Annotated in this window: 23 protein-coding genes and 2 pseudogenes; 6 read left to right on the top strand and 19 right to left on the bottom strand. The window is 36.9% G+C overall.

Annotated features, from left to right (window positions below):
* Positions 1–262 precede the first annotated feature (262 nt).
* The 4 genes from plsY to ACFQIC_RS00435 all read left to right on the top strand — a co-directional run bounded on the left by plsY (position 263) and on the right by ACFQIC_RS00435 (position 2,544).
* Positions 263–844: a glycerol-3-phosphate 1-O-acyltransferase PlsY gene (gene plsY / locus ACFQIC_RS00450; protein WP_204706196.1), complete on the top strand. Its 582-nt coding sequence runs from the start codon at positions 263–265 to the stop codon at positions 842–844.
* A gap of 148 nt (positions 845–992) precedes the next feature.
* The gene (gene folE2 / locus ACFQIC_RS00445; protein ID WP_204706194.1) at positions 993–1,925 is read left to right on the top strand and encodes a GTP cyclohydrolase FolE2; all 933 of its coding nucleotides are present in this window, start codon (positions 993–995) and stop codon (positions 1,923–1,925) included.
* A gap of 9 nt (positions 1,926–1,934) precedes the next feature.
* Positions 1,935–2,168, top strand: coding sequence for a membrane protein insertion efficiency factor YidD (gene yidD / locus ACFQIC_RS00440; protein WP_204706192.1), 234 nt, complete (start codon positions 1,935–1,937; stop codon positions 2,166–2,168).
* An 88-nt stretch (positions 2,169–2,256) separates the two neighbouring features.
* Positions 2,257–2,544, top strand: coding sequence for a HesB/YadR/YfhF family protein (locus ACFQIC_RS00435; RefSeq protein WP_204706190.1), 288 nt, complete (start codon positions 2,257–2,259; stop codon positions 2,542–2,544).
* 47 nt (positions 2,545–2,591) lie between these two features.
* On the opposite strand, the gene ACFQIC_RS00430 is transcribed toward ACFQIC_RS00435, so the two are convergent.
* The 8 genes and pseudogenes from ACFQIC_RS00430 to acnA form a co-directional block, all read right to left on the bottom strand.
* Complete coding sequence (locus ACFQIC_RS00430; protein ID WP_204706188.1) at positions 2,592–2,900, bottom strand: hypothetical protein; 309 nt, start codon at positions 2,898–2,900, stop codon at positions 2,592–2,594.
* On the bottom strand, positions 2,900–3,325 hold the full coding sequence (locus tag ACFQIC_RS00425) for an acyl-CoA thioesterase (RefSeq protein WP_204706186.1): 426 nt from the start codon (positions 3,323–3,325) through the stop codon (positions 2,900–2,902). The genes ACFQIC_RS00430 and ACFQIC_RS00425 overlap by 1 nt, the downstream gene beginning before the upstream one ends.
* Positions 3,312–5,591, bottom strand: a complete 2,280-nt coding sequence (locus tag ACFQIC_RS00420) for an AAA family ATPase (protein WP_390216890.1) — start codon at positions 5,589–5,591, stop codon at positions 3,312–3,314. Before ACFQIC_RS00420 ends, ACFQIC_RS00425 begins: the two co-directional genes overlap by 14 nt.
* Before the next feature lie 117 nt (positions 5,592–5,708).
* A complete protein-coding gene (tlp, locus tag ACFQIC_RS00415) occupies positions 5,709–5,936 on the bottom strand; it encodes a small acid-soluble spore protein Tlp (RefSeq protein WP_204706184.1) in 228 nt (75 codons plus the stop codon).
* A gap of 95 nt (positions 5,937–6,031) precedes the next feature.
* Positions 6,032–6,175: an FbpB family small basic protein gene (locus tag ACFQIC_RS00410; protein ID WP_204706182.1), complete on the bottom strand. Its 144-nt coding sequence runs from the start codon at positions 6,173–6,175 to the stop codon at positions 6,032–6,034.
* Positions 6,176–6,226: 51 nt separating this feature from the next.
* A complete protein-coding gene (locus ACFQIC_RS00405) occupies positions 6,227–6,832 on the bottom strand; it encodes a TlpA family protein disulfide reductase (protein ID WP_204706180.1) in 606 nt (201 codons plus the stop codon).
* A gap of 360 nt (positions 6,833–7,192) precedes the next feature.
* A pseudogene (locus ACFQIC_RS00400) lies at positions 7,193–7,378 on the bottom strand (transposase); the annotation flags it as partial.
* Positions 7,379–7,606: 228 nt separating this feature from the next.
* Complete coding sequence (gene acnA / locus ACFQIC_RS00395; protein ID WP_204706178.1) at positions 7,607–10,312, bottom strand: aconitate hydratase AcnA; 2,706 nt, start codon at positions 10,310–10,312, stop codon at positions 7,607–7,609.
* 258 nt (positions 10,313–10,570) lie between these two features.
* On the opposite strand from acnA, the gene ACFQIC_RS00390 reads away from it, so the two are divergent.
* Positions 10,571–10,999: a DUF2621 domain-containing protein gene (locus tag ACFQIC_RS00390; RefSeq protein WP_204707534.1), complete on the top strand. Its 429-nt coding sequence runs from the start codon at positions 10,571–10,573 to the stop codon at positions 10,997–10,999.
* A 43-nt stretch (positions 11,000–11,042) separates the two neighbouring features.
* Here ACFQIC_RS00390 and ACFQIC_RS00385 read toward each other — a convergent pair whose 3' ends face one another.
* From ACFQIC_RS00385 to ACFQIC_RS00345, 9 genes are all read right to left on the bottom strand, one after another.
* Positions 11,043–11,507 (bottom strand): CcdC family protein, encoded by a 465-nt coding sequence (locus ACFQIC_RS00385; RefSeq protein WP_204706176.1) that lies wholly within the window; start codon positions 11,505–11,507, stop codon positions 11,043–11,045.
* Positions 11,508–11,539: 32 nt separating this feature from the next.
* Complete coding sequence (locus ACFQIC_RS00380) at positions 11,540–11,974, bottom strand: Na(+)/H(+) antiporter subunit B (RefSeq protein ID WP_204706174.1); 435 nt, start codon at positions 11,972–11,974, stop codon at positions 11,540–11,542.
* A gap of 66 nt (positions 11,975–12,040) precedes the next feature.
* Entirely contained in the window at positions 12,041–12,745 is a 705-nt protein-coding gene (locus tag ACFQIC_RS00375; RefSeq protein WP_204706172.1) for a cytochrome c biogenesis CcdA family protein, read from the bottom strand.
* Between the two features lie 264 nt (positions 12,746–13,009).
* Positions 13,010–13,432, bottom strand: a complete 423-nt coding sequence (locus tag ACFQIC_RS00370; protein ID WP_204706170.1) for a hypothetical protein — start codon at positions 13,430–13,432, stop codon at positions 13,010–13,012.
* Positions 13,433–13,807: 375 nt separating this feature from the next.
* Positions 13,808–14,041 (bottom strand): YneF family protein, encoded by a 234-nt coding sequence (locus tag ACFQIC_RS00365; protein WP_390216888.1) that lies wholly within the window; start codon positions 14,039–14,041, stop codon positions 13,808–13,810.
* 73 nt (positions 14,042–14,114) lie between these two features.
* On the bottom strand, positions 14,115–14,522 hold the full coding sequence (gene sirA, locus ACFQIC_RS00360; RefSeq protein ID WP_204706168.1) for a sporulation inhibitor of replication protein SirA: 408 nt from the start codon (positions 14,520–14,522) through the stop codon (positions 14,115–14,117).
* A gap of 141 nt (positions 14,523–14,663) precedes the next feature.
* Positions 14,664–16,670: a transketolase gene (gene tkt, locus ACFQIC_RS00355; protein ID WP_204706166.1), complete on the bottom strand. Its 2,007-nt coding sequence runs from the start codon at positions 16,668–16,670 to the stop codon at positions 14,664–14,666.
* Between the two features lie 185 nt (positions 16,671–16,855).
* Positions 16,856–17,089 (bottom strand): DUF896 domain-containing protein, encoded by a 234-nt coding sequence (locus tag ACFQIC_RS00350; RefSeq protein ID WP_204706164.1) that lies wholly within the window; start codon positions 17,087–17,089, stop codon positions 16,856–16,858.
* Between the two features lie 71 nt (positions 17,090–17,160).
* The gene (locus ACFQIC_RS00345; protein ID WP_204706162.1) at positions 17,161–17,820 is read right to left on the bottom strand and encodes a YneB family resolvase-like protein; all 660 of its coding nucleotides are present in this window, start codon (positions 17,818–17,820) and stop codon (positions 17,161–17,163) included.
* A gap of 312 nt (positions 17,821–18,132) precedes the next feature.
* Between ACFQIC_RS00345 and lexA the strand changes: the two genes are divergently transcribed.
* Positions 18,133–18,756, top strand: a complete 624-nt coding sequence (gene lexA, locus ACFQIC_RS00340; RefSeq protein ID WP_204706160.1) for a transcriptional repressor LexA — start codon at positions 18,133–18,135, stop codon at positions 18,754–18,756.
* Positions 18,757–19,512: 756 nt separating this feature from the next.
* Here the strand turns inward: lexA and ACFQIC_RS00335 are convergent.
* Entirely contained in the window at positions 19,513–19,836 is a 324-nt protein-coding gene (locus ACFQIC_RS00335) for a DUF2680 domain-containing protein (RefSeq protein WP_204706158.1), read from the bottom strand.
* A gap of 1,353 nt (positions 19,837–21,189) precedes the next feature.
* Positions 21,190–21,246, bottom strand: a pseudogene (locus tag ACFQIC_RS21070) (IS3 family transposase); the annotation flags it as partial.
* Between the last annotated feature and the right edge of the window lie 1,069 nt (positions 21,247–22,315).

Genomic DNA, 22,315 nt, shown 5'->3' with positions numbered 1-22,315 from the left:
ACATTTTTCAGAATTGATCAATTTCTACAAAAGTTTCACTAACTCAATATTCTAAAGGATTTATAAGAGATGTCAAAGATAAAACACTTTTTCATTGATCTATGAACAATATTCCCAAGGACTCGCAATCACGATCTAGCTCTTCCTTTCACTGATGCCATCCTCTTTCTTAGTTAGAATTCCCTCTAAAGAGTAACTTTATTGTTCTTTAATATTAAATATAATGATAAACTAAAAGCAAAGACGTAAGGAGTTGTACATTATGGAATATTTTATTTTTATCATAGCTGCTTATCTAATAGGAGCAATTCCCTCTGGTCTTATTGTAGGTAAAGTTGGTTATGGAATCGATATACGAGAACATGGAAGTGGAAATCTAGGTGGAACTAATACATTTAGAGTACTAGGGTTAAAAGCAGGCTTACTCGTCACAGGGTCAGATATTTTAAAGGGAACTCTGGCCACAGTTTTGCCTGTATTACTGGGAGCAGAAGTGATTCCTCTAATAGTAGGGATATTTGCTGTTATCGGACATATGTACCCGATTTTTGCTGGATTTAAGGGTGGAAAAGCAGTGGCTACTTCTGGTGGTGTTGTTTTGGGAGTGAATCCTTTAGTATTCATGATAGTATTAGCAACATTTTTTCTGCTTCTTTATTTAACGAAATATGTTTCTTTATCTTCTATGGCTACAGGGATTTTCGCAGTAATTCTTACGATCTTTCTCGGGGAATTTGGATTGACCATTGTGATTACTATACTTACTCTATTTGTAATCTACCGACATAGGACAAACATCAAACGAATTATTAACAAGACCGAACCAAAAATTACTTGGATGTAGGTGGACCTGCGACATTTCCATTGTCGTAGGCTTCTTTATTTGTGTATAATCAATTTGATCAAGCACAGTATAAAAGCAACAAATTTTAAATATAAATCTACATATTGTATACTCTTCGTATGAAGTAGGTCTGAAAGGAGTCCTAGTTATGAATCAAACGGAATTAAACAAACATAAAAAACTTCCTTCCAAACAAGATCGACATAAACTATTTGGTTCCATAGATCCAGGCCCAAGAACTAAGCCTGTTGAAAAGGAAAGAATGGCCGATTTACAAAACTCAAAAAAAGATTTTCTTTTTGATATTGATATGGTTGGAATATCAAATGTGAAACACCCTATTTCTATTCCAAGTCAATTAACTCCTGGAATTCAAACGACCATAGGCACGTTCACATTTGGTTCTTCTATTTCACAAGGCAGTAAAGGCACAAATATGAGTCGATTTACTGAACAACTCGACAAATATCATAATCAGGGTTTTGCTATTGATATAGAAACATTGAAAACTTTCACTTCAGAGTTAGCAGGACGTCTAAAACAAGATGATGCAGAAGTGGAAGTATCTTTTCCTTGGTTTTTTGAAAGAAAAGGACCATATTCTGATCTAACTGGCATGAATCACGCAGATGCGACCATCAAAGTTCAATATGATAAAGCAACAGGATATGACGTGATTGTAACTCTCACTGGTAAAATAACGACTCTCTGCCCTTGTTCAAAGGAAATTAGTGAATACAGCGCCCATAACCAAAGAGGTAACGTTACGATGTCTGTAAAGCTTACGGAAGATTTTGATGAACAAAAGGTTGACTGGAAGGCAGCATTGCTAGAAGCTGCAGAAAGCAACGCCAGTGCCAGAATTCATCCTGTCTTAAAACGTCCGGACGAAAAAATGGTTACAGAACAAGCTTATGAAAACCCGCGTTTTGTTGAGGATATTATTCGTCTTGTAGCTGCAGACCTATATGAATACGAATTTGTAGAATCATTTTCCGTGAACTGTAGGAATGAAGAATCCATTCATTTACACGATGCCGAAGCTACCTTAAGCTATGATAAGAAACAAGAAATGAAGTAAGGTGCAGCAATGAAACAGATAATGATTGCTATCATTTCTTTTTATCGAAAAGTAATTAGTCCAATGACACCACCGAGTTGTCGTTTCCAGCCCACCTGTTCAGAATATGGACTAGAAGCATTCAAACGATTTGGTTTTGTAAAAGGGATTTATCTAACGATCAAAAGAGTCCTCAAATGTCATCCCTTTCATAAGGGTGGGTTTGATCCTGTACCTCTTAAAAAAGATGAGCCAAAAAATTAGAACACTAAAATATTAATAAGTTTACTTCTCAAAGATTTGGGCTACACAACCGGTACAGAGAAAGAATGGTTAAGGAGGAGATGAGCTTATGAATCTGAAGGTAACCGAGCAAGCTGCACAATGGTATGAAAGTGAAATCGACATAAATAATGAGACCTCGATCCGATTTTTTGTACGTTATGGTGGATCAGGCGGATTGCAGCCTGGGCTATCGCTTGCGATACAAGAGGATAAAGCCAGAGAACCAATTGCTGAAGATAAAGTTAATAAAGTGACTTATTTTATTGAAGCAGATGATGAGTGGTATTTTGATGGGCGCTCATTAACCGTACAACTAAACGAAAAATGGCAAGAACCAGAATTTATCTACGATTAACCATACGCTTATACTAAAATAACGACGCCGCAATAGTTGCGGCGTCGTTATTTTTGTCTTAAGGAAAAACGTTTCAGTTGCTCTTCTTGATTTTCTTTTTTTAAAATTTCATATTGTCGATTTCCTAATAGATCAAAGTGGGGGTATTTGGAGTCGTGATGAATCCATTCCGCTTTAAGCTGATAGGCTTCCCCCCACTTTACTAATTTATCCATATTAGCACACCCTACTTTAGTGACTGTGTCACATTCGGGGAATCGATCATCGATCCAATAATGAGTTAAAAAAGCAATGTCTCCCTGCTCTACCTTCTTTTTCCATTCTACTAATTCCACCCTTTTTACTCCGAATGCCATTATTCGCTTGTCTCCAATGCGCTTAGATAAGCGTGATGCCATTCAGGAAAATTCCTTCTAATGGACACAGGGCGGAAGTTGTCTTTTTTCACAATTACATGCTTCGTTTGACCTTCAACAGCTATTTCTCCAGTAGCATGCTGAACTTGATAGCTATAGGTAATACGTAAGCCATCATATTCGTCTACCCATGTATTAACAGAAACATCATCTCCATATCGAACTGGATGTTTAAAACTAACGGATGCGTCCATTACAGGAGAAACAACTCCTTGCTTTTCAATTTCATGATACTTAAAACCAAGGTCTTCAAGAAAGGCCGTTCTTCCGATTTCAAACCATATGAGATAGTTGGCATGATAAACTACCCCCATCATGTCCGTTTCCTGATAGCGAACTTGAATGCTTGTCTTATTCATCTTCATCTTTATTTTCCCCCCGTACACTGTTCCACGCCTGTAGTACGTCGCTTTTAGTTAAGTTGTTGATTGCTTGGTTATCACTTTTCATCAATCTTAAGGACTGATATTGAATGGATTCGTTAATTAAATTGTTGACGAAGCGGCCATTCCCTCGAATTTGATGGTTGTTAAATTTTTCGATTAAATAACGTTGGGCATCTTCTTCTAAATGGTAATCATACAGATTCGTTTGATAGATTGCCATTTCTAACAATTCATCCTCTGAGTAATCAGGAAACATTAAATATTTTTTAAATCTTGAGGATAAACCTGGATTGCTTTCAATTAACTGATTCATCTCTCGTTTATACCCAGCTAAAATAACAACTAAGTTTTCATTATGTTTTGTCATTTCATCAACAATCGTTTCAATGGCTTCTTTTCCGAAATCATCTCTTCCACTATTATAAAGAGCATATGCCTCATCAATAAAAAGCACTCCTCCTAGAGCTTCTCTAATCTTTTTCTTTGTTTTTATTGCTGTTTGGCCCACATAACCTGCGACAAGATCACTCCTTGAAACTACAACTACGTGACCTCTCTTAAGTAATCCACGATCCTTCAAAATATCAGCATAAATGTCGGCCACAGTTGTTTTTCCTGTTCCCGGGTTTCCTGAAAAAACGGAATGTAGTTGGATCGGTACGATTGGATAGCCACTTTCTTTTCGCTGCTGCTGAACTTTCACAAAAGAAGATAACTTACGTACTTCCTCCTTTACATTTCTTAATCCGATCAGGTTATTTAATCTTTCTAATGGTGACTTCCCAGAGCGATGAACGTTTTGTTGAAAGTTCAAGTCTTCTGATTCGATTCTCATATGATCAAGCCAATGTTGCTTGTTTTCCCAAGATTCTAAAGCACCCTTTTGAAAAATAGTCTTTAATACTAGATTACGTATCGTTCGGGCGTTACCGAAAGAATCATCGACCCGTTCTTTATCGATCAGAGTTTCCAATGAACGTAATGCTTCTTTTGTAAAGAAAAAGTCATTTTCAATTGCTATAGTTTCTGCAATCTGAACTAATTCCTCCATTTGATAGTCCGGTAATTGGATGTGATTTTGTTCAGGGAAACGGCTCCGCAATCCAGGATTCGACCACAAGAATTGCCTCATTTCTTCTGGATAACCAGCTAAAATGATAGCAAATTTCCCACCAAATTCCTTGCTAGTCATCGCAGAAACGAGTGTATCTATGACCGCTTGACCATAATCATTTCCGGTTTGACCTTCACGTTTCAAACTATAGGCTTCATCAATAAAAAGAACACCGCCGACTGCTTGCTTTACATAATTCATCGTATTTTCTTCACTTTGTCCTACGTAAGACCCTACTAAATGAGAGCGATTAACCTCTACTACCTCTTTCGTTTCTAGAATTCCTAAATCATAATAAATATTGGCAAGTAAACGAGCAATGGTTGTTTTACCTGTCCCTGGGTTTCCGGTAATAATCATATGAAGTCCAGGATCATCAACCATAGAAAATCCAAAGTTTCTTCGATATTGTTGGTATTTTAAAAAGTGATAATATTGTTTAATATAAAATTTCACATCATGTAGCCCAATCATTTGGTTGAAAGAATCCAATGGGCTTTCCATACCATCAGCGGTTAACAATTTAGGCAAGCGACCATATAATTCATCTTGATAATAATTTAATTGTCTGATGCCTTCATTTACTTCTTTGACTGGGATATCAGTACGCCGGCTTTCAATTGAGTCGTGAGCTTCTGTTAGAATTACCTTAAGCTGTGTAAGGTGTTCATATATTTCCTGGTATAGTTTTAGTCTGGAATTAGTGGCATCTACAAGTGTTTTTGTAGCCAATCCTTGATTCCACTGTTCTTGTATAAGTTCAACTTCACTATAAATAGACTGAACCTTCTTCCCTTTAGCAGGAGAATGATCCGTCTCATGCAAAATCCATTGGGTTAACGGGGAATGTTGTAAATTAGTATACGCCCTCATCATTTGCAAGGATTCATAAAGTTCTCTTACAAGCTTGTGATCCGGTTGGATAGTTCGTGCTTCATCTATAAATTGATCGGCTATCTTATCACGTTGAGGGTGTCTCTTAATCCGATAATAAGCAAGAATTACATAGAATACAGCTTGCAATTCTTTATCCTGAATTTCTGTGCTATTTAAAAAACGAAGAGCTTCCACTTCTGATATTGGCGGTTCCTCATCTAAACTAGTCCACTGTTTAAGTACTGATGTATTCAATGTATCCCGTCCTTCCATCATCGTTTTATTTTATCATAATCTTTATACGATGTAGATGAACTTGCCCATTGAAAAAATCCGTTCCATAAAGACGATATGGAACGGACTAAATATGCTTTATTTTTTTTGGTTCCGTGCCTCATCCATAATTTCTTGACGCATGCCTCCAAGAGATTCTTCCCTTTTCTTATTTTTCTTTTCAATTAGAGCACGATCTTTTTCGCTTGCCATTTCCATAGTATCATGAGAAGCTTCAATATTTTCGATCGTATTCTGTACGGCTTCTTGCAAGCGTTCTACATTATCTTCCCGGTTATCTGGATTGGTTCTTGTATTATTATCCAAGTGAACATTCCTCCTATAAAAATATCACTCATTATTTTGTGACAATTTCACTTTTTTATACAATAGGAGAATAACAAGAAAATCCCCTCTTACATTTAAGAAGGGATTTTTTTGTTACGCTTAAAATGCCGTTGTTCTATACGATCGTCAATTTGATCCATAAGTTTCTGATCTTTCATAATTTGCTTAATATTCTCCTGGACGCGTTCATGATAAGATATTTTCTGCCTTTGTCTCATCGAAATCACTCCTTTAAGAATAAAGGATTCCCATGTTTATGACAGATATACTTATTCAAGCGCATCTTTCACCTCTAACATATAGTCGTACGTCATAGGCCCCACCTTACGTGGTTCTTGAATTTTACCATCGGAACCAATAAAGTAGGTAGTAGGAATTGAAATTACTTGATAATCATTATTAACTTTGAGTTCTTCATCAAGCACAATAGGGAACGTATACTTCTCCTCTTCGATAAATGAGGCTACATCACTTCTGTTGCTTTCCGTTCCTGTTGCATTAACGGCTATTACCTCCACCTCATCTCCGTATTCTTGATGAAACTTCTCCATTTCAGGCATTTCAACTTTACATGGTGGACACCAAGTTGCCCAGAAATTTAGGATTACTTTCTTACCTGTTAGTTCTGATAACTTAATGGTTTCTCCATCTAAAGTCTCCAGTTCAAAATCCGGTGCTTGGTCACCTACTTCTAAACCACCTGGAGTATTCGGAGCCGTCATCGCCGTTCCTTCTTGCTCCGTATTTCCCGAAACATCGTATTCGGTAAGTTCACTTGTCGATTCTGAAGCTTCATTTTCTTTGTCTATTTCGTTATACACAATGAACCCAACTAATATAAGTAAAAAAAGTGCCGCGCTAATTTGTTTAACCATATTATTCCATCCTTTATTTGAAAGTAACACAAACCGTAAATCCTGAATTGAACAAAAAGCGGAGGCTACTAAAAATTTTATCTCGAATTGATAAAAATATGCCAATAAACCGAAGTACTTCTTAATTCATATACTTTTAAGATTATAGGCGATCCTTACTATTGTAAAGTTTATGTTTTCATTGTTATAAAAATGTCATAATAAGAATGAACAAGGCTGCACAAGGCATATTAAATGATCTCCATCACCCTTTTGATTTTGCTGCTTTTTTGTTGCTTATGCACCGCAACCTGAATACACTTCGCTTTCCGCGGGTGACCCGTGAGCTTCCTCGAACATTTCTCTATCCAAAACAACAATTCAAATCCAAAAGTTCTTCATTTCTTGCTGCCATAAAATCTTATTCTTTAAGCGTTCATAGCTCTTATTAATCCCGTAAGAGTTGCGTTTTAATACTTTATTTGTGTTATTGACACATTCAATATGTCCATTGTTAAACAGATACATAAAGGCTTGTAATATTTCTTTCTTCCATCGTTTAAGTGACATTATGCCTAGAGCCGGTCTTTCTGTTGATAGGGCTCTTCCAGGCGAGGATCAATAGCCAGTAAGGCATCGACCTTCTTTTTTGGAGTGCATTTTTTATATTCCCCTGAGCTACTGATAGATCAAGTATAACCACAACAATCATTATAGAGCCTATTAAATTTCTATTGTGCAAACATAAAAAAAGCCTGCTGTAATTATACAGCAGGCTAATCTAACATTAACATTTTATTTTAACTTATTACGAAGAACCATTTGAAGAATACCACCATGACGGTAGTAATCTACTTCAACTTCACTATCAAAGCGAGCAATGACATCAAACTCTTTCTTCGTACCATCTTCTGCTGTTGCTGTAACATTAACAAGATCATGTGGTTTAACGGACTCATCCACTTGAACATCAAGAGATTCACGTCCCGTTAATCCTAGTGATTCGATGGTATCTCCTTCTTGGAACTGCAGCGGAAGCACGCCCATCATAACTAAGTTTGAACGGTGGATACGTTCAAAGCTTTGAGCAATAACCGTTTTAATTCCTAAAAGATCGGTACCTTTAGCTGCCCAATCACGAGAGCTTCCCATACCATAATCATCACCAGCAATAACCGCAAGAGATGTATTATCCTCTTTATACTTCATAGCTGCTGTATAGATTGGCAGAACCTCTTCTGTTGGCCAGTAAGTTGTATAGCCACCTTCAGTTCCTGGTGCGAGTTGATTTTTAATACGAATATTAGCAAATGTACCTCTCATCATAACTTCATGGTTACCACGACGGGAACCATAAGAGTTAAAGTTACGTGGGGAAACATCATTCTCTATCAAGTATTCACCAGCTGGCATATTTTTAGGAATCGCTCCGGCTGGAGAAATGTGGTCAGTGGTTACAGAATCACCAAATTTACCAATCATCCGTAAATCATTCAATGGTTTAACTTTTTCAGGGTCTGTAGAGAGTCCTTCAAAGAATGGAGGATTCTGAATATACGTAGAATTATCATTCCAATCGTATAATGGCTCATCTGTTGTATCGATACTATTCCACTTCTCATTCGAGTTAAATACATTCTCATATTCTTTACGGAAAATTTCAGGAGTCACAACGCGATTGATTTCTCCTTTAATCTCTTCCTGAGAAGGCCAAATGTCGTCAAAATAAACCGATTCACCGTCTTTGTCTGTACCTAGTGGTTCATTCTTAAGATCTATATCAACCGTTCCAGCAAGTGCATAAGCTACCACTAATGGTGGTGATGCCAAGTAGTTTGCCTTAACAAGAGGGTGAATACGACCTTCAAAGTTACGGTTCCCTGAAAGTACTGATGATGCAGTCAAATCACTGTCAGCAATCGCCTTTTCAATTTCAGGAAGCAAAGGGCCTGAGTTTCCGATACAAGTTGTACAACCATAACCTACTAGGTTAAACCCGAGCGTGTTCAAATGCTCCATAAGCCCAGAGTCTTCTAGATATCGTGTTACAACTTTTGATCCTGGTGCTAAAGAAGTTTTTACATAGTCTGGTACATCCAGCCCACGTTCAACAGCTTTCTTAGCAACAAGTCCCGCTCCAAGCATAACGTGAGGGTTAGAAGTATTTGTACATGAAGTGATCGCTGCTATGGCAAGAGCACCTGTTTTCATCACAGACTTTTTGCCATTTGTAAATTCTACTTCAACTTCTTTATCGAATTCTTTCTCGCCTAATCCGAAGCCGTGATTTCCAGCGGGTCCTGTAATAGCCTTTTGGAAAGACTCTTTCATTTGAGAAAACGGAATTAAATCTTGTGGACGTTTTGGACCTGACAAGTTAGGCTCAAGATCATCTAGTTCAATGTCAACTAGTTTTGTAAATTCCGGATCTTCAAAGGATGGATCATACCAAAGGCTGTTCTCTTTACAATACTTCTCAACTAAAGAGATTTGCTCTTCACTTCTACCAGTTAAACGTAAGTATTCTAGCGACTCTCCATCAACTGGGAAAAAGCCACAAGTTGCCCCGTATTCAGGCGCCATATTAGAGATCGTCGCACGATCAGCAAGTGGCATTTCTTGTAGTGCCGGTCCAAAGAATTCCACAAACTTCCCAACTACGTTTTGCTCTCTTAGCGTTTGGGTTACTTTTAATGCTAAGTCTGTAGCCGTAGTCCCTTGTGGGAAACTTCCATTAAGCTTTACACCAATAACATCAGGTGCAGGGAAATAAGAAGGTTGTCCTAGCATTCCCGCTTCCGCTTCGATGCCTCCAACACCCCAACCTAAAACGCCTAACCCATTAATCATTGTTGTATGGGAGTCCGTTCCTACTAATGTATCAGGATAAGTATCATAAGTGCCTTCGTCATTCTCAGTAGCATGAACAACATTGGCAATGTATTCAAGGTTTACCTGGTGAACAATTCCTGTTGCAGGTGGAACTGCACGATAATTATCAAAAGCTTTTTGAGCCCAGTGAAGAAACTCGTAACGCTCTTGGTTTCGATCGAACTCAAGTTCCATGTTCGTATTCAAAGCTTCCGCCGTACCATACTTGTCCACTTGAACAGAGTGGTCGATAACAAGATCCACCGGTACTTCTGGATTAATCTTTTCCGGACTTCCTCCTAGATCAACCATGGCTTTACGAAGTGATGCCAGGTCCACAACAGCTGGTACTCCTGTAAAGTCTTGTAAAATAACACGGGAAGGTTTAAATGGTACATCTTCCGCTTTGGATTTACTAGTTCCCCAGTTTGCTAGACTCTCTATGTGCTGATCTGTGATCACACGTCCATCATGCTGACGTAGTAGAGACTCAAGCAGAATACGGATGGAGAAAGGCAGACGGGAGATCTTGCCATGTCCCGCATCTTCTAAGGCTTTTAAATCGTAATAGTTGTACGTTTGGCCATTTAGGTCAAATTGTTTGCGAGCATTAAATGCATTGCTAGCCATAATTCCTTTTACCCCCTCATCAAAATTAAATGGTGACACTGCGTGAATACGCATTTTCACCATTCCCCAATGGTTCATTTGCTTACTTTTTCTGAAAGTCCACAAATATGCATCCTTTATTGTATATGAAAACGATTTACATGTAAAATAATTACGCAATATTTTTTTAATTTCGACACGATCAAGAATCAACTTGTCTTTCTACCGTTTAACTTTTATAATTAACTAAGACCTTATTACATGGAAATAGGTGATAGTATGTCAGGTGGGTTTGCCCTATTTATCGTTGGATGGATTGTTATTATGGTAACATTAATGGGAATTGGCGGTTTCTTCATGTTTCGCAAATTTTTAAAAAGAATGCCAAAAGAAGACGGAAAATCTGCGATTGATTGGGAAGAATATTATGTTGAAAAAACCATCCATATGTGGAAACCAGAGCAAAAGGTTCTGCTCGAAGAACTTGTATCTCCCGTCCCGGAACTATTTCGAGATGTGGCAAAACAAAAAATCGCTGGTCGTATTGGTCAAGTAGCCATAGAAAAGAATAGTTCAAAAATTACAGAAGACGTGATTATTGAGGGATATATTCTGGCCACACCAAAAAGGGACCATAAGTTTCTTATAAAAAAACTTGAAGAAAAGCAGATCGATATTACACCATACCAACCATTATTTGATCGATAAAAAAGATCGGGGCCTCATTAAAAGGAACCCGATCTTTTTACGTCTATGAAATTGTTTTCTCTATCTGTAAGTATTGTTTCAACATCGCTAAACGCCATGTAATAATCATCCCTAAAGCGAGTAAAAAGAACATACCACTTGTCTCTCCATACGAAACAGAAGCACCAATAACAATCTTCAAAACAATTCTTAAGACCAATAACCCAAAGAGAATATAGACAAAGTACCTCGAAGGTATTAAATAAATTTGACCTTCTCTTACTTCAAATTTTGATGATCGAATAAGCAAGATTGAAAAGATCACACCTATGAATACTGCCTCCAAAACTTGAGTCCATTCCACTCGAAAAACCGGAAACATAAACATCAAAGCCCCTGTACTCATAAAAAAAGGAGGCAATATTATTTTTTTTACACTAGCTGGTCGTTTAGCCGCACGCAAGCGGACAAAAATCATAACTACCGCCATCATCGCAGCTACAATGCTACTAGAAATTATCCAAAACATAAGGGATTCACTCTTTCATGCGTCACTTTTATCTATTCTTCTTCTCGATCATTAGCAACAGTTAAAATAATTGTCATGGTTACACCAATTACGGTTAAATACACACCTAAGTCAAACAATAAAGCTGTTGCAAGTTCTGTTCTTCCAAGGATTGGCAACTGAAAATAACCAAAGTTTTGGGTTAAAAATGGAGCATCAAACAAGAAAGCTCCAACTCCTGTTCCTACTGCAATAATTAATCCGGTAAATATCATATACATGAAATTAATACGGATGATCTTTTGCATGGCGGTTAAGCCATAAGCCATATACATAAGAATAAGAGCAGCTGCTGCCATTAACCCTCCTATAAACCCTCCACCTGGTTTATTATGACCAGCGAAAAATAAGTATACAGAAAAGCCAAGTAAAATAAATGCGATTAAAGTTGTTGTTGTTCGTAAAATTAAATCATTTGTTCTCGTCATATGTAAACTCCTTCTATCCTGTTCAATGTCCCTATCATAATATAAATTGCTTAGAAAATCTACGTTCTAAAATCCCTGGAATCCAAAAAGACCAGCTAAATAGGAAGTCAATCTTGTCATCCAGTCAAAGTATAGGGCGATTCCCATAACAATCATAATATAGCCACCAATTTTCACGATTGAACCACTATGACGTTTAATCCACCCCATCTTACCAATAAAGAAGGAAAGAATTAGAAAAGGCAAGGAGAAACCAAGTGAATAGGATATCATCATTACGAGAAATAAATCAGGCTGATCAGCAGCTAAAACTAGTACTGCTGAAAGAATCGGTCCCGTACATGGAGTCCATCCTAAAGAAAAGGTTAAACCAATAAGAAATGATCCAATATAGCCGGCTGGACGATTTTTAAATTTAATTTTTCGGTCTTTCATTAAAAATTGAAAGTTAAATACTCCAATAATAATGAAGCCGAAAAAGATAATTAAAATGGCTCCTAAGCGGCGGATAATGTCATCATTTTGAATTAAAAATTGCGAAAATAAAGATCCTGAAAATCCTAATATGATAAATATTGTAGAAAATCCTAATAAAAAAAGAATCGTATGGATTAGACTACGGCGCTTAAGCATCCCATTGTCTTCCTTTAATTCACTAACGCTCATCCCTGTTATGTACGAAAGGAACGCAGGGTATAAAGGAAGGACACAAGGAGAAATAAAGGAAAGAAAACCAGCTCCGAAGGCTAAAAAAACATTAATATCATTCATAAATTACGTCCCCCTCATCTTACTCGTATCCTATTGTATCAGACAGCCTTAAAAAACACGATCATCCAACTGTGAACATCTATTGAAGTTTCCAAAAGCTCTCAATCTAAAGCTGTCAAATGTTTTATCATTTACGATTTATTACACTTTCTATACATATAAATCGTCCTTTCCCTTTCAAAAATTCAAGGCTTTTGTCTCCTTATCCTTGTCGAAAATAATACACAATAAAAAAGATCTCCAATACTGGAGATCCCCAAATCATTAAATATATTCTTTTAACAAATTTAAAAACAAGTTTCGGTCAAGTTTTTTATTTTGAGAAAATCGTTTTTTAAGATTTCGGAACTCCCACGATTCCTTTTCAAAATTATATTCCAAAAATACCGTATCTTTTTTACTATGAAACATTTCAAACCGGTTTCTATTTATGTTTTCAAAGCGTACCTCTCGCATACAAACTATATTATCATCTTTATTTATGACTATATTTTCACAGTTACCAAAAGGTTGATCTTTGACTTCAATAAGGCCAGCATTAATTGAATCAGACAACCAAGAACTAACATTTGATTTTAGTTCTTGAACAGCCAACTCCCACTTCACACATAAATCATTAATTTCTTTTGGTTTTTGCTTTTTAATCTCCTTTTCCCATTTTAAGTGATTGTTAAAATCAATGCTCATCTACACTCCTCCTTTTAACCACAATTTCTAGCAAAAAGTAATTTATCCTTTAAATTTATAAAATTAAAAGGATAATTATTCAAAAGGCACCTATAATCTTTGTATGCAGGAGCTTAGTAAGTATGCTAGCTAATTATCAATTGGCTAGCATACTTACTAAGTTATGTCTTTCGAATGCCATAATAAAAACCACTCTCCATTAAATTCTGGTTAAGAATTCAATAGGAAAAGTGGCTTTTGAATGATTAATCGATATTATGGTAATTATTGATGAAAGATTAAGTCAACAAGGATGTTTACTCTTTCGTTCATCATAAATACCATATTAGATGACATGTTTAACCCTTGCTATAACAAGCGGTTGAGGCAATGTCATTATTTCTTTTGATCCGTTTGATTGTTCATTGAACGCATCATCTGATTGATTTTCTTTTGCGAAGGCTTTTGGCCCATTTGCATCATCAGTGTACGTAACATCTGTTCATTAATCGGTGGGTTCTTTTTCAAATAGTTCATCATGTACCGTCTAGCGATGAAGAAGCCTAAAGCTACGCCACCTATTAGAGCTAAAACGGCAATCACGATTATCCATACGATGCCCAAAGTCATATCAACGTCTTCCTCCTTCGTGTTGTCTCAAATAACAGTATAGTAAAAGGCTCATTGGAATACAATAGAGCATTTACGATAACAGACGCTGACGTATAAGAGGGGAAATCCATCCGTAATGCTCGCCGCTTTCCTCTATAATAAAAAACGATTGATTGCACATTCGTAGCGGTTGAAATAAAACCCTTTCTGCTTGCCAGAGGCTGTCACACTGAAATAAACAACAGCAGTTCTTACCTTCTAGTATATCATAAATTATTTCACAATCGAATATGCGATCACTTAAATGCTTTTGATTTTCATGAATTTTTTTCAGCCATTCTTTATAAGAGAAATGGCTCGTAATATAATCTAGTTGCTTCTTATAAATGATAGAATCTGAGAAAGCATGGCATTCTTCGAAGAATCGCTTTAACAAATCAACTTTATAATAGTAATGATGAGTGATTTCTCGCTTAATTGCATACACTGCAAATTGCATGTGACCATCCCTCCTTGCAAGTATTATAACGAGCAAAGAGAGAGTTGTATGTCACATTATGTCAGCTAGTTAGGGCAACTTTTGTCAAAATTCCTTATACCAAACCAAACTACTGCACAAATTTGTGCAGTAGTTTTAGTATTAATTACTCATAAGGTTCTCAGCATGCTTTACTACATTGTCTACAGTAAAACCATAGTTTTCAATGACTGTATTTCCAGGGGCTGATGCTCCAAATGTATCAATTCCGATAACGGATCCATCTAAACCTACATAACGTTCCCATCCAAAGGAAGCTCCCATCTCAATCGCAAGACGCTGCCTTACATTGTTAGGAAGAACGCTTTCCTTGTACTCGCTATCCTGGACTTCGAAACGATCAAATGATGGAACGCTCACAACTCGGACATCGTAACCTTTGGTCTTCAGTTCCGACTGAGCATTAACAGCTAATTGAACTTCTGAACCAGATGCTAATAAGATACCATCAGGAGTGTCTTTATCAGAATCACTTAAAACATATGCTCCACGCTTCACGCCTTCATAAGCTAGCTCCTTTGTTCCCTCTAAGGTTGGTAAGCCTTGACGAGTAAGAACTAAAGCGTTAGGTGTTGTATTCGATTCTATCGCGATTCTCCATGCTGCACTCGTTTCATTACCATCAGCTGGGCGAACTACGGATAAATTAGGCATTGCACGCAATGAAGAAAGCTGCTCAACTGGTTCATGGGTCGGCCCATCTTCACCAACTGCTACTGAATCATGTGTTAAAACGTAATTCACGGGAAGATCCATTAAGGCAGATAATCTTAATGCAGGGCGTAAATAGTCACTAAATACGAAGAAAGTTCCTCCGTACACCTTCAATCCTCCATGAAGAGCCATTCCGTTTAATGCCGCTGCCATAGCAAATTCGCGAACTCCAAACCAAATGTTTCGGCCTGCATAGTTTTCACGAGTGAAATCTTCCTCACCGTTAACTGATGTTTTGTTTGAACCGGCTAAGTCGGCACTTCCACCGAAAAAGTATGGGATTGATTTAGACAATGAATTAATAACTTCTCCAGAAGCTGCGCGAGTTGCCGGACTATGTTCTCCGGGCTCAAAAGAAGGTAACTCATTTACCCAGCCTTCAGGAAGTCTGCCAGCAATCGCTGATTCAAGTTCGCTTGCCAGCTGAGGATAAGCCTCTTTATATTGCTTGAACATATCATTCCATTCTGCTTCTTTTTGTTCACCATTTTCTTTCACTTTGTTAGTGAAATCTTGATAAACTTCATTTGGAACATGGAATGGATCATGACCCCACTTGTAATAATCCTTAGTAGATTGAACTTCTTCTTCACCTAGAGGGGCTCCGTGAGATGCAGATTTACCCGACTTATTAGGAGAACCATAGCCAATAACTGTTTTCACTTCAATCATAGTTGGTTGTTCATTGTTTTGTTTAGCCTGTTCAATCGCTTTTGTGATTTCCTCAGTATTCGTTCCATCTTCTACACGAATCACTTGCCATCCATAAGCTTCATAACGTTTCTCTACGCTCTCACTAAACGAGCGATCAAGATCACCATCTAAAGAAATGTCATTAGAATCGTAAAGGACGATAAGTTTACCCAATCCTAGATGCCCAGCTAGAGAAGCTGATTCAGATGAAACCCCTTCCATTAAATCACCATCTCCACAAATAGCAAAGGTATAGTGATCCACAACATTGTATTGATCACGATTATACTTAGCAGCTAGATGTGCTTCTGCCATAGCTAGACCAGTTGACATAGCAAGACCTTGTCCAAGAGGACCAGTTGTTGCTTCTACACCATCTGTATGACCAAATTCAGGGTGTCCAGGAGTTTTTGAACCCCACTGACGAAATGACTTTAAATCATCAATCGTTACATTGTAGCCTGATAAGTGTAGCAGGCTATATAAAAGCATGGAACCATGCCCTGCGGATAAAACAAAGCGGTCACGGTTGAACCAATCAGAGTTACCTGGATTATGGTTCATAAATTGCGTCCATAAAGTATACGCCATTGGAGCTGCGCCCATTGGCATTCCCGGATGGCCAGAGTTTGCATTTTCTACTGCATCAATTGCTAATGTACGGATCGAGTTAATAGATGTTTGTTCGAGGCTGTTTGCCATAATTAAATAATTTCCCCTTTCAAATTCACGTATATGTAACATATATTATCCTATAATGAAAATGCTTAAGTGACAAGCATAGTTATCGAATTACGTGATAAAATGTTCCGAATTTTATTGTTCCCTTAGTATAAATTATTAAACAAAAAGGCCGCACTTAGGGTGAGTGCGGTTATATTAATGCCTTAGTTTTTTTTCTCATTATCCTGCATTTTTTTAAGCTTTTCAGGAGTGACATCTTTACCTTCAGGGTCTACTACTGTCATCCCTTTTAATTGATTCTTAAAAGATTTGCGTACGTTTTTTAAATATTCCTGACGAAGTTCTTGTTGTTCTTGCTTTTCTTCCTCATTTAATCCTTGATCTTTGGATTTATGTGACAGTTCATTTATGCGATTTAACTTTTCGTTTGAAAGCATATAAGAAACTCCTTTTGGTATTAGAATACATAGAAAGACAAGAGCCTGTCGACATTTGTCTTCTGTATATACTAACGTTCCCTATCACTTTTTTCAAGTGTGACAAACTCCTGATACCTTCTATGTACCGTTGCCTTTGAAACATCATATCCTAGTCCTCTTAATGTCGCTGCTATCTCATTGAATGTTAAGTTATTGTTTCTAAGACGCACAACCTCTTCGACTGGAAATGCTAACCTTTCCCTACCAGGAGCAAGGTGTTGGTTCGATAAATTATCATGAGGATTATATCCATTATCAACAGCTTTCTTCATCCCTCTTTTTATTTTCATATTATGGATCTTCCGTTGATATTCTTCAACGACACCTACAATTTGTAAGACCATAGAGTCAGATTCTGACATTCTTATTTCCCCATCATCTGTTAAAGAAAAAACACGTACATTTAATTTATATAGTTGGTGATACAAAGCAATTTTGGTATTTCCCCGTCCTAACCTTGTTTCATCTTGAACAAGTAGCAAATCCGCTTCGCCTTTAGCAAATTGCTCAAGCAGCCGGAAAACCCCTTCTCTTTCTATTTCATATCCACTCGCTTTTTCTTCAATACAATCCACAACTTCGATAGATCTTTTGTTGGCCATCGCTATCAATTCAGATTTCTGTCTGGCTAGCGAACTCATTTGTTCTTCTTTCTCTGTACTTACTCGACAATATAAAATAGCTTTCATGCATCTCTACCTCTCTTCTAAAGCTTCCCTTCAAGCGTACTATACGCTAGTCACCATAGAAAAGTATAGAAACACTAAACTAGCAGCAAATAATAAAATATAAGTCACATCTAATTTTGAAAGTTTATTAAACATAGTTCCACTCCTCGTCATTTAGAACAAACGTTCCTGGAAACATTTGTTCGCTTTTGATGGTTATATTACATAAGAACGTCTGTTCTTGTCAACACCTTTTTCGAACGCTTGTTTGTGTATTTGAACATCACATGATAGAATGTAGTTACTATAAACCTATGTTCGAGGTGTTCAATTATGAATAAACTTTCAAAAAGGCAACAAGAAATACTAGATTTCATTAAAGAACAAGTATTACTTAAAGGATATCCACCTTCAGTTAGAGAAATCGGCCAATCAGTAGGATTGGCGTCGAGTTCCACGGTCCACGGGCACCTTTCTAGATTAGAAAAGAAAGGGTTTATACGGAGGGATCCAACAAAACCTAGAGCAATTGAAGTCATTGAGTTAGAAGAAGAATCCACAATACCTAGGGCAGAAGCTGCTTATGCCCCTCTAATTGGTAAAGTAACTGCTGGTTCACCAATCACAGCCATTGAAAATATTGAAGAATACATTCCACTGCCAGACTCCTTGGCGGGAACGGATGATAATAGCTTTGTTCTTATTGTACAAGGAGAAAGTATGATTGAAGCTGGAATATTAGATGGAGATATGGTGATTGTTAAACAACAAACAACTGCTGATAACGGAGATATTGTTGTAGCCATGACGGAAGATGAAGAGGCTACTGTTAAACGCTTTTTTAAAGAAAGTAATTTTATTCGCTTGCAACCGGAAAACGCCACTATGGAGCCCATCATATTAAACGATGTATCCATTTTAGGTAAGGTCGTTGGCTTATACCGTACTGTACATTAATCTTGTTAACAAAAACAGCTAGGAGCAAATGACCATATGCTCCTAGCTGTTTTTGTTTATATCGTTCCATTTCAAGTAATACCTACTTATCTATGTTATTGGTTGCCAATATAAGAAGTCAGCTAGGTAACTTAAGTTACTTCTTAGAACTGGTTCTAAACTAGATTAATTACAATGCACAAACGATTCACTTAGAATAGTAGTATATTGATATATTAAATCTCTGTATTTATATTAAAGAAAAAAAGGAGTTATTCAATAAACGAGACAGGATTGTTGAAGACTCGATTCCGAGATGATTGTGTGGAGAAAGAGGCAGCGGGGAAGGAGTCGCGTGCCATATATTTCCATCGGAATCATATTGTTCTCCGTTTTTGCTAAAGTATGAGATATCTGTTATATCTATTGAGCCACTTAGATAAATTGTTAAAAACAGGTATGATGGTCTTTTTAAATAAAGCCCGCCTAATTAAGGGCCTTGACATAAAGCCACTGTGGTTAATAATTTCAGTCCATAAACAGCAATTAGGAGGCTTACCTGGTGTGTACCCCCATTCTCCGGTGAAAAGCAGCGGAACAGCCATTCTTTTATTCCACAATCCGGGGTTTAGTTGAACAAGAATATCATAAAAAATGCTCAGAGCTTTTTTGCTCCAAGCATTTTAATTATGGCGTTTCTATCCTGTTCATATGTTTACTAATCATAACTTTGTTTCATCTTCTGACTTCAAATTTTGCACTTCAAAACTAAACACGTTAATCTTTCTTATGATGTTTTTTATGATGTTGATCCCACTTTGGCACAAAATCATTTTGTTCTAACTTATTATAGTGATCTTCGAATTTAGAAATCATTTTCAGACCCTTTTCTTCATTAAATACCCCGTACTCAACATATTTGTTGATAATTTCTTTTTTCTGATTAAAGGCTTCTTTTTGTAGAATTGCCATCTCTTTTTGCTGCTCTTCAGTTAATTTCACATCAGAAAATCCTTCCGCTTCCGTCTCTGATGGTAAGAATCCCATAGTTCCTATAGATAATAGAAACGCAACTATTAAACCTAACCAAACTTTATTCATTAATACAACTCCTTTACCTATTTGATTATTAGAGTGTGCAGTACTTTCAAATTTATCCTTCGTATGGTAATTCTTTTGTTTACTGTGGACAATAGATAAACTACTAGATCCGAGATATATAAGTCCAAATAAAAATGCCCTGACGCTTAGAGCGCCAGGGCATTTAACAGTTAATAAGTTTGTAGATATTGCTCACGTTCCCAAGGGTGTACTTGTGTACGGAACATATATTATAGGAAGAAACTCGATCAAAGGTTATCAAATATTTTGATTTAACGGGCTTTACTTTTCAATCGAATCAAACCGAATCAGGGCATTTCATCTTATATGGGGTGTTTTCGGGGTGTTTTTGGGGTGAATCGGGATAGGATAAACAGTATAATATTTATCATTCGTTGCTTGGCAACTAGACTAGAGAACAAGTTTATTTATTTTTCCACTATCATCAGTTAAAAACAAAAGAGATGACGCGGCTTCCCCTTTCACGGGAAACCACGCCATTCCGGCGCTTTGATTAGATGATTCCGAGTGGGCTCGAACCAACACGACCTCCACCCTGTCAAGGTGATGACCGCATAGAAGATAGTAAGAGAATTGCTGATTTGATGCCGTCTAATTAAGTGTTATTCTCAACTCTTATGATAAAGTTGGATGGTTTACGAACCTTGTTGACGTGTTTGGTCAACAAGGTTTATTTTGTTGAACCTAATTACTCACCACTTTTGTTTTTGAACAAAGGGATCAGATTAAGCTCTATATTTTTGCCGTCAAGATACTTATCATAAAGATTTTTGGATCATGCCGCCCATTCCCTGTATTAAATAAATAATAGAAGATAAGATGTGAAAACCCCTATATAATCGGTTTTCCAACTTTACGGAATTAGTATGAGGTTAAATAAGATATCGGTGTTAATAAGGAAAATCCAGTCAATATCCAGTCCGAAGTGCCACCTTACTAGTGTATTTCACCATTAGAAAATAAATTTAAAACTTTTTTCAAAAAATGTGAGACCAAATGAGGAATAAAAAGCGATTAGTCCAGATAGGGGATTAAGAAAATGAAAATTATTAATGGGAAACAGCGACCACTATTAAGATTTAATGAGTTTATTTTTACACTTTGCGTTTAATCACACCAATTCACAACCATTTGTTTATCTTCGTGTTACTGAACAAACACAACAATACCTTTTCGATTCCTAGAACAATTTCGCGCAATTTCATACCCTTTTAGGCAAAGCGTGGTCATTTATGTGATCACCCTCTTTTTGGTGATCACATAGTTGGACTGGATTGTCAACACGAAATCAGACAAATATGTTAAGATGTTTCTTCTTGAATTAAATTGGGCTTAGATACTTAGCGTTCCATGAATTCGTATGTGATTGTACCAGGGGACATAATCAAATCAAATAAGGCCAGATCAAGTGTTTCTGGCTTTCGAGTGTTCCTCTATAGACAAAGTCTGTCTTACTCACCTTATATATGTAACTTCAGCGACCGTATTATCATAAGGACAGCCCTTCATGCTCAAAGAGCGATCTATTCCAAAGGTTTCAAGTAACTCTTCGGTCGCTTGATTTTTAAATTCATTTCCGCGATCGGTATGAAAAAGCTATAATTCATCAAGATTCCCATCATTGGAAGCGAAGACTTTCTTAACCAAAGCCGCTTCAGGCATGGATAATAGTAGTGGTTGCTTTTGAATCATTCTGTTGTAAAAAAAAGCCTTCCATCAATTTAATGATGTTAGGACTAACAACACTACCTACCCTTTATATTACAATCAATCGTCTCTAATATCTATATATCTATATATTTTGCATACGTAGTGTAAGAGGCTATCACAACACTAATTATAATTTTATCAACTTCCTAATTTAGGAAGACTGATCCATAATCACTTAAGTCCATTAAATTCAAACTATCAATTTTTTTGTACTCTGTTTAGTGTAATTCGCTTTCAATTTTCTTCAAGAAATCAACTTATGTCAGTTTTATTTGATACTTTCATCGCAAAGGCGTCTATATAAGTTAGATTTATTAGAATTATTCAATATACTTTGATCATTGTTCCTGAAACCATCAATAACCCATTCCAATTTAGTCCTTCGTAGAAGAAACGCTCAAATATAACCCCGCTATCTCTTATACCCAATATCTCCCTTCTTCCTTCCCCTACTTAATTACGAGACCACTATCTATATATAACGTTTGTCCAGTTATAAATTGACTCCAGAGGCTGAAACATGATTGGTTCTCTAATATCTTGAAGTAACACGACTTAGCGCGTTTGTGAGATAATCGTTTCTTTTCTGAACTTGCCATCCGTTGGGTATACTAAGCCAGGCGCTACACACAGAGCTAATAAAACAAAGATAGCCCTCCACCATTTAGATATGAACCCCGGAAGTAATGACTAAACCTCGCCTTAATCGGTTACATCACTTCTGCCTTCCCTATGTAGGGATAAGGAC

It is taken from the genome of Halobacillus seohaensis, from assembly GCF_042663045.1.
Lineage (GTDB): Bacteria > Bacillota > Bacilli > Bacillales > Halobacillaceae > Halobacillus_A > Halobacillus_A seohaensis.
This window is presented reverse-complemented; position numbering and strand designations above follow the sequence as displayed.

Excerpts from the sequence above, each read along its gene's own strand:
- plsY (WP_204706196.1), top strand. The coding sequence starts at position 263 with ATGGAATATTTTATTTTTATCATAGCTGCTTATCTAATAGGAGCAATT.
- folE2 (WP_204706194.1), top strand. The coding sequence starts at position 993 with ATGAATCAAACGGAATTAAACAAACATAAAAAACTTCCTTCCAAACAA.
- yidD (WP_204706192.1), top strand. The coding sequence starts at position 1,935 with ATGAAACAGATAATGATTGCTATCATTTCTTTTTATCGAAAAGTAATT.
- ACFQIC_RS00435 (WP_204706190.1), top strand. The coding sequence starts at position 2,257 with ATGAATCTGAAGGTAACCGAGCAAGCTGCACAATGGTATGAAAGTGAA.
- ACFQIC_RS00430 (WP_204706188.1), bottom strand. The coding sequence starts at position 2,900 with ATGGCATTCGGAGTAAAAAGGGTGGAATTAGTAGAATGGAAAAAGAAG.
- ACFQIC_RS00425 (WP_204706186.1), bottom strand. The coding sequence starts at position 3,325 with ATGAAGATGAATAAGACAAGCATTCAAGTTCGCTATCAGGAAACGGAC.
- ACFQIC_RS00410 (WP_204706182.1), bottom strand. The coding sequence starts at position 6,175 with ATGAGACAAAGGCAGAAAATATCTTATCATGAACGCGTCCAGGAGAAT.
- ACFQIC_RS00405 (WP_204706180.1), bottom strand. The coding sequence starts at position 6,832 with ATGGTTAAACAAATTAGCGCGGCACTTTTTTTACTTATATTAGTTGGG.
- acnA (WP_204706178.1), bottom strand. The coding sequence starts at position 10,312 with ATGGCTAGCAATGCATTTAATGCTCGCAAACAATTTGACCTAAATGGC.
- ACFQIC_RS00390 (WP_204707534.1), top strand. The coding sequence starts at position 10,571 with ATGTCAGGTGGGTTTGCCCTATTTATCGTTGGATGGATTGTTATTATG.
- ACFQIC_RS00385 (WP_204706176.1), bottom strand. The coding sequence starts at position 11,507 with ATGTTTTGGATAATTTCTAGTAGCATTGTAGCTGCGATGATGGCGGTA.
- ACFQIC_RS00380 (WP_204706174.1), bottom strand. The coding sequence starts at position 11,974 with ATGACGAGAACAAATGATTTAATTTTACGAACAACAACAACTTTAATC.
- ACFQIC_RS00375 (WP_204706172.1), bottom strand. The coding sequence starts at position 12,745 with ATGAATGATATTAATGTTTTTTTAGCCTTCGGAGCTGGTTTTCTTTCC.
- ACFQIC_RS00370 (WP_204706170.1), bottom strand. The coding sequence starts at position 13,432 with ATGAGCATTGATTTTAACAATCACTTAAAATGGGAAAAGGAGATTAAA.
- ACFQIC_RS00365 (WP_390216888.1), bottom strand. The coding sequence starts at position 14,041 with ATGACTTTGGGCATCGTATGGATAATCGTGATTGCCGTTTTAGCTCTA.
- sirA (WP_204706168.1), bottom strand. The coding sequence starts at position 14,522 with ATGCAATTTGCAGTGTATGCAATTAAGCGAGAAATCACTCATCATTAC.
- tkt (WP_204706166.1), bottom strand. The coding sequence starts at position 16,670 with ATGGCAAACAGCCTCGAACAAACATCTATTAACTCGATCCGTACATTA.
- ACFQIC_RS00350 (WP_204706164.1), bottom strand. The coding sequence starts at position 17,089 with ATGCTTTCAAACGAAAAGTTAAATCGCATAAATGAACTGTCACATAAA.
- ACFQIC_RS00345 (WP_204706162.1), bottom strand. The coding sequence starts at position 17,820 with ATGAAAGCTATTTTATATTGTCGAGTAAGTACAGAGAAAGAAGAACAA.
- lexA (WP_204706160.1), top strand. The coding sequence starts at position 18,133 with ATGAATAAACTTTCAAAAAGGCAACAAGAAATACTAGATTTCATTAAA.
- ACFQIC_RS00335 (WP_204706158.1), bottom strand. The coding sequence starts at position 19,836 with ATGAATAAAGTTTGGTTAGGTTTAATAGTTGCGTTTCTATTATCTATA.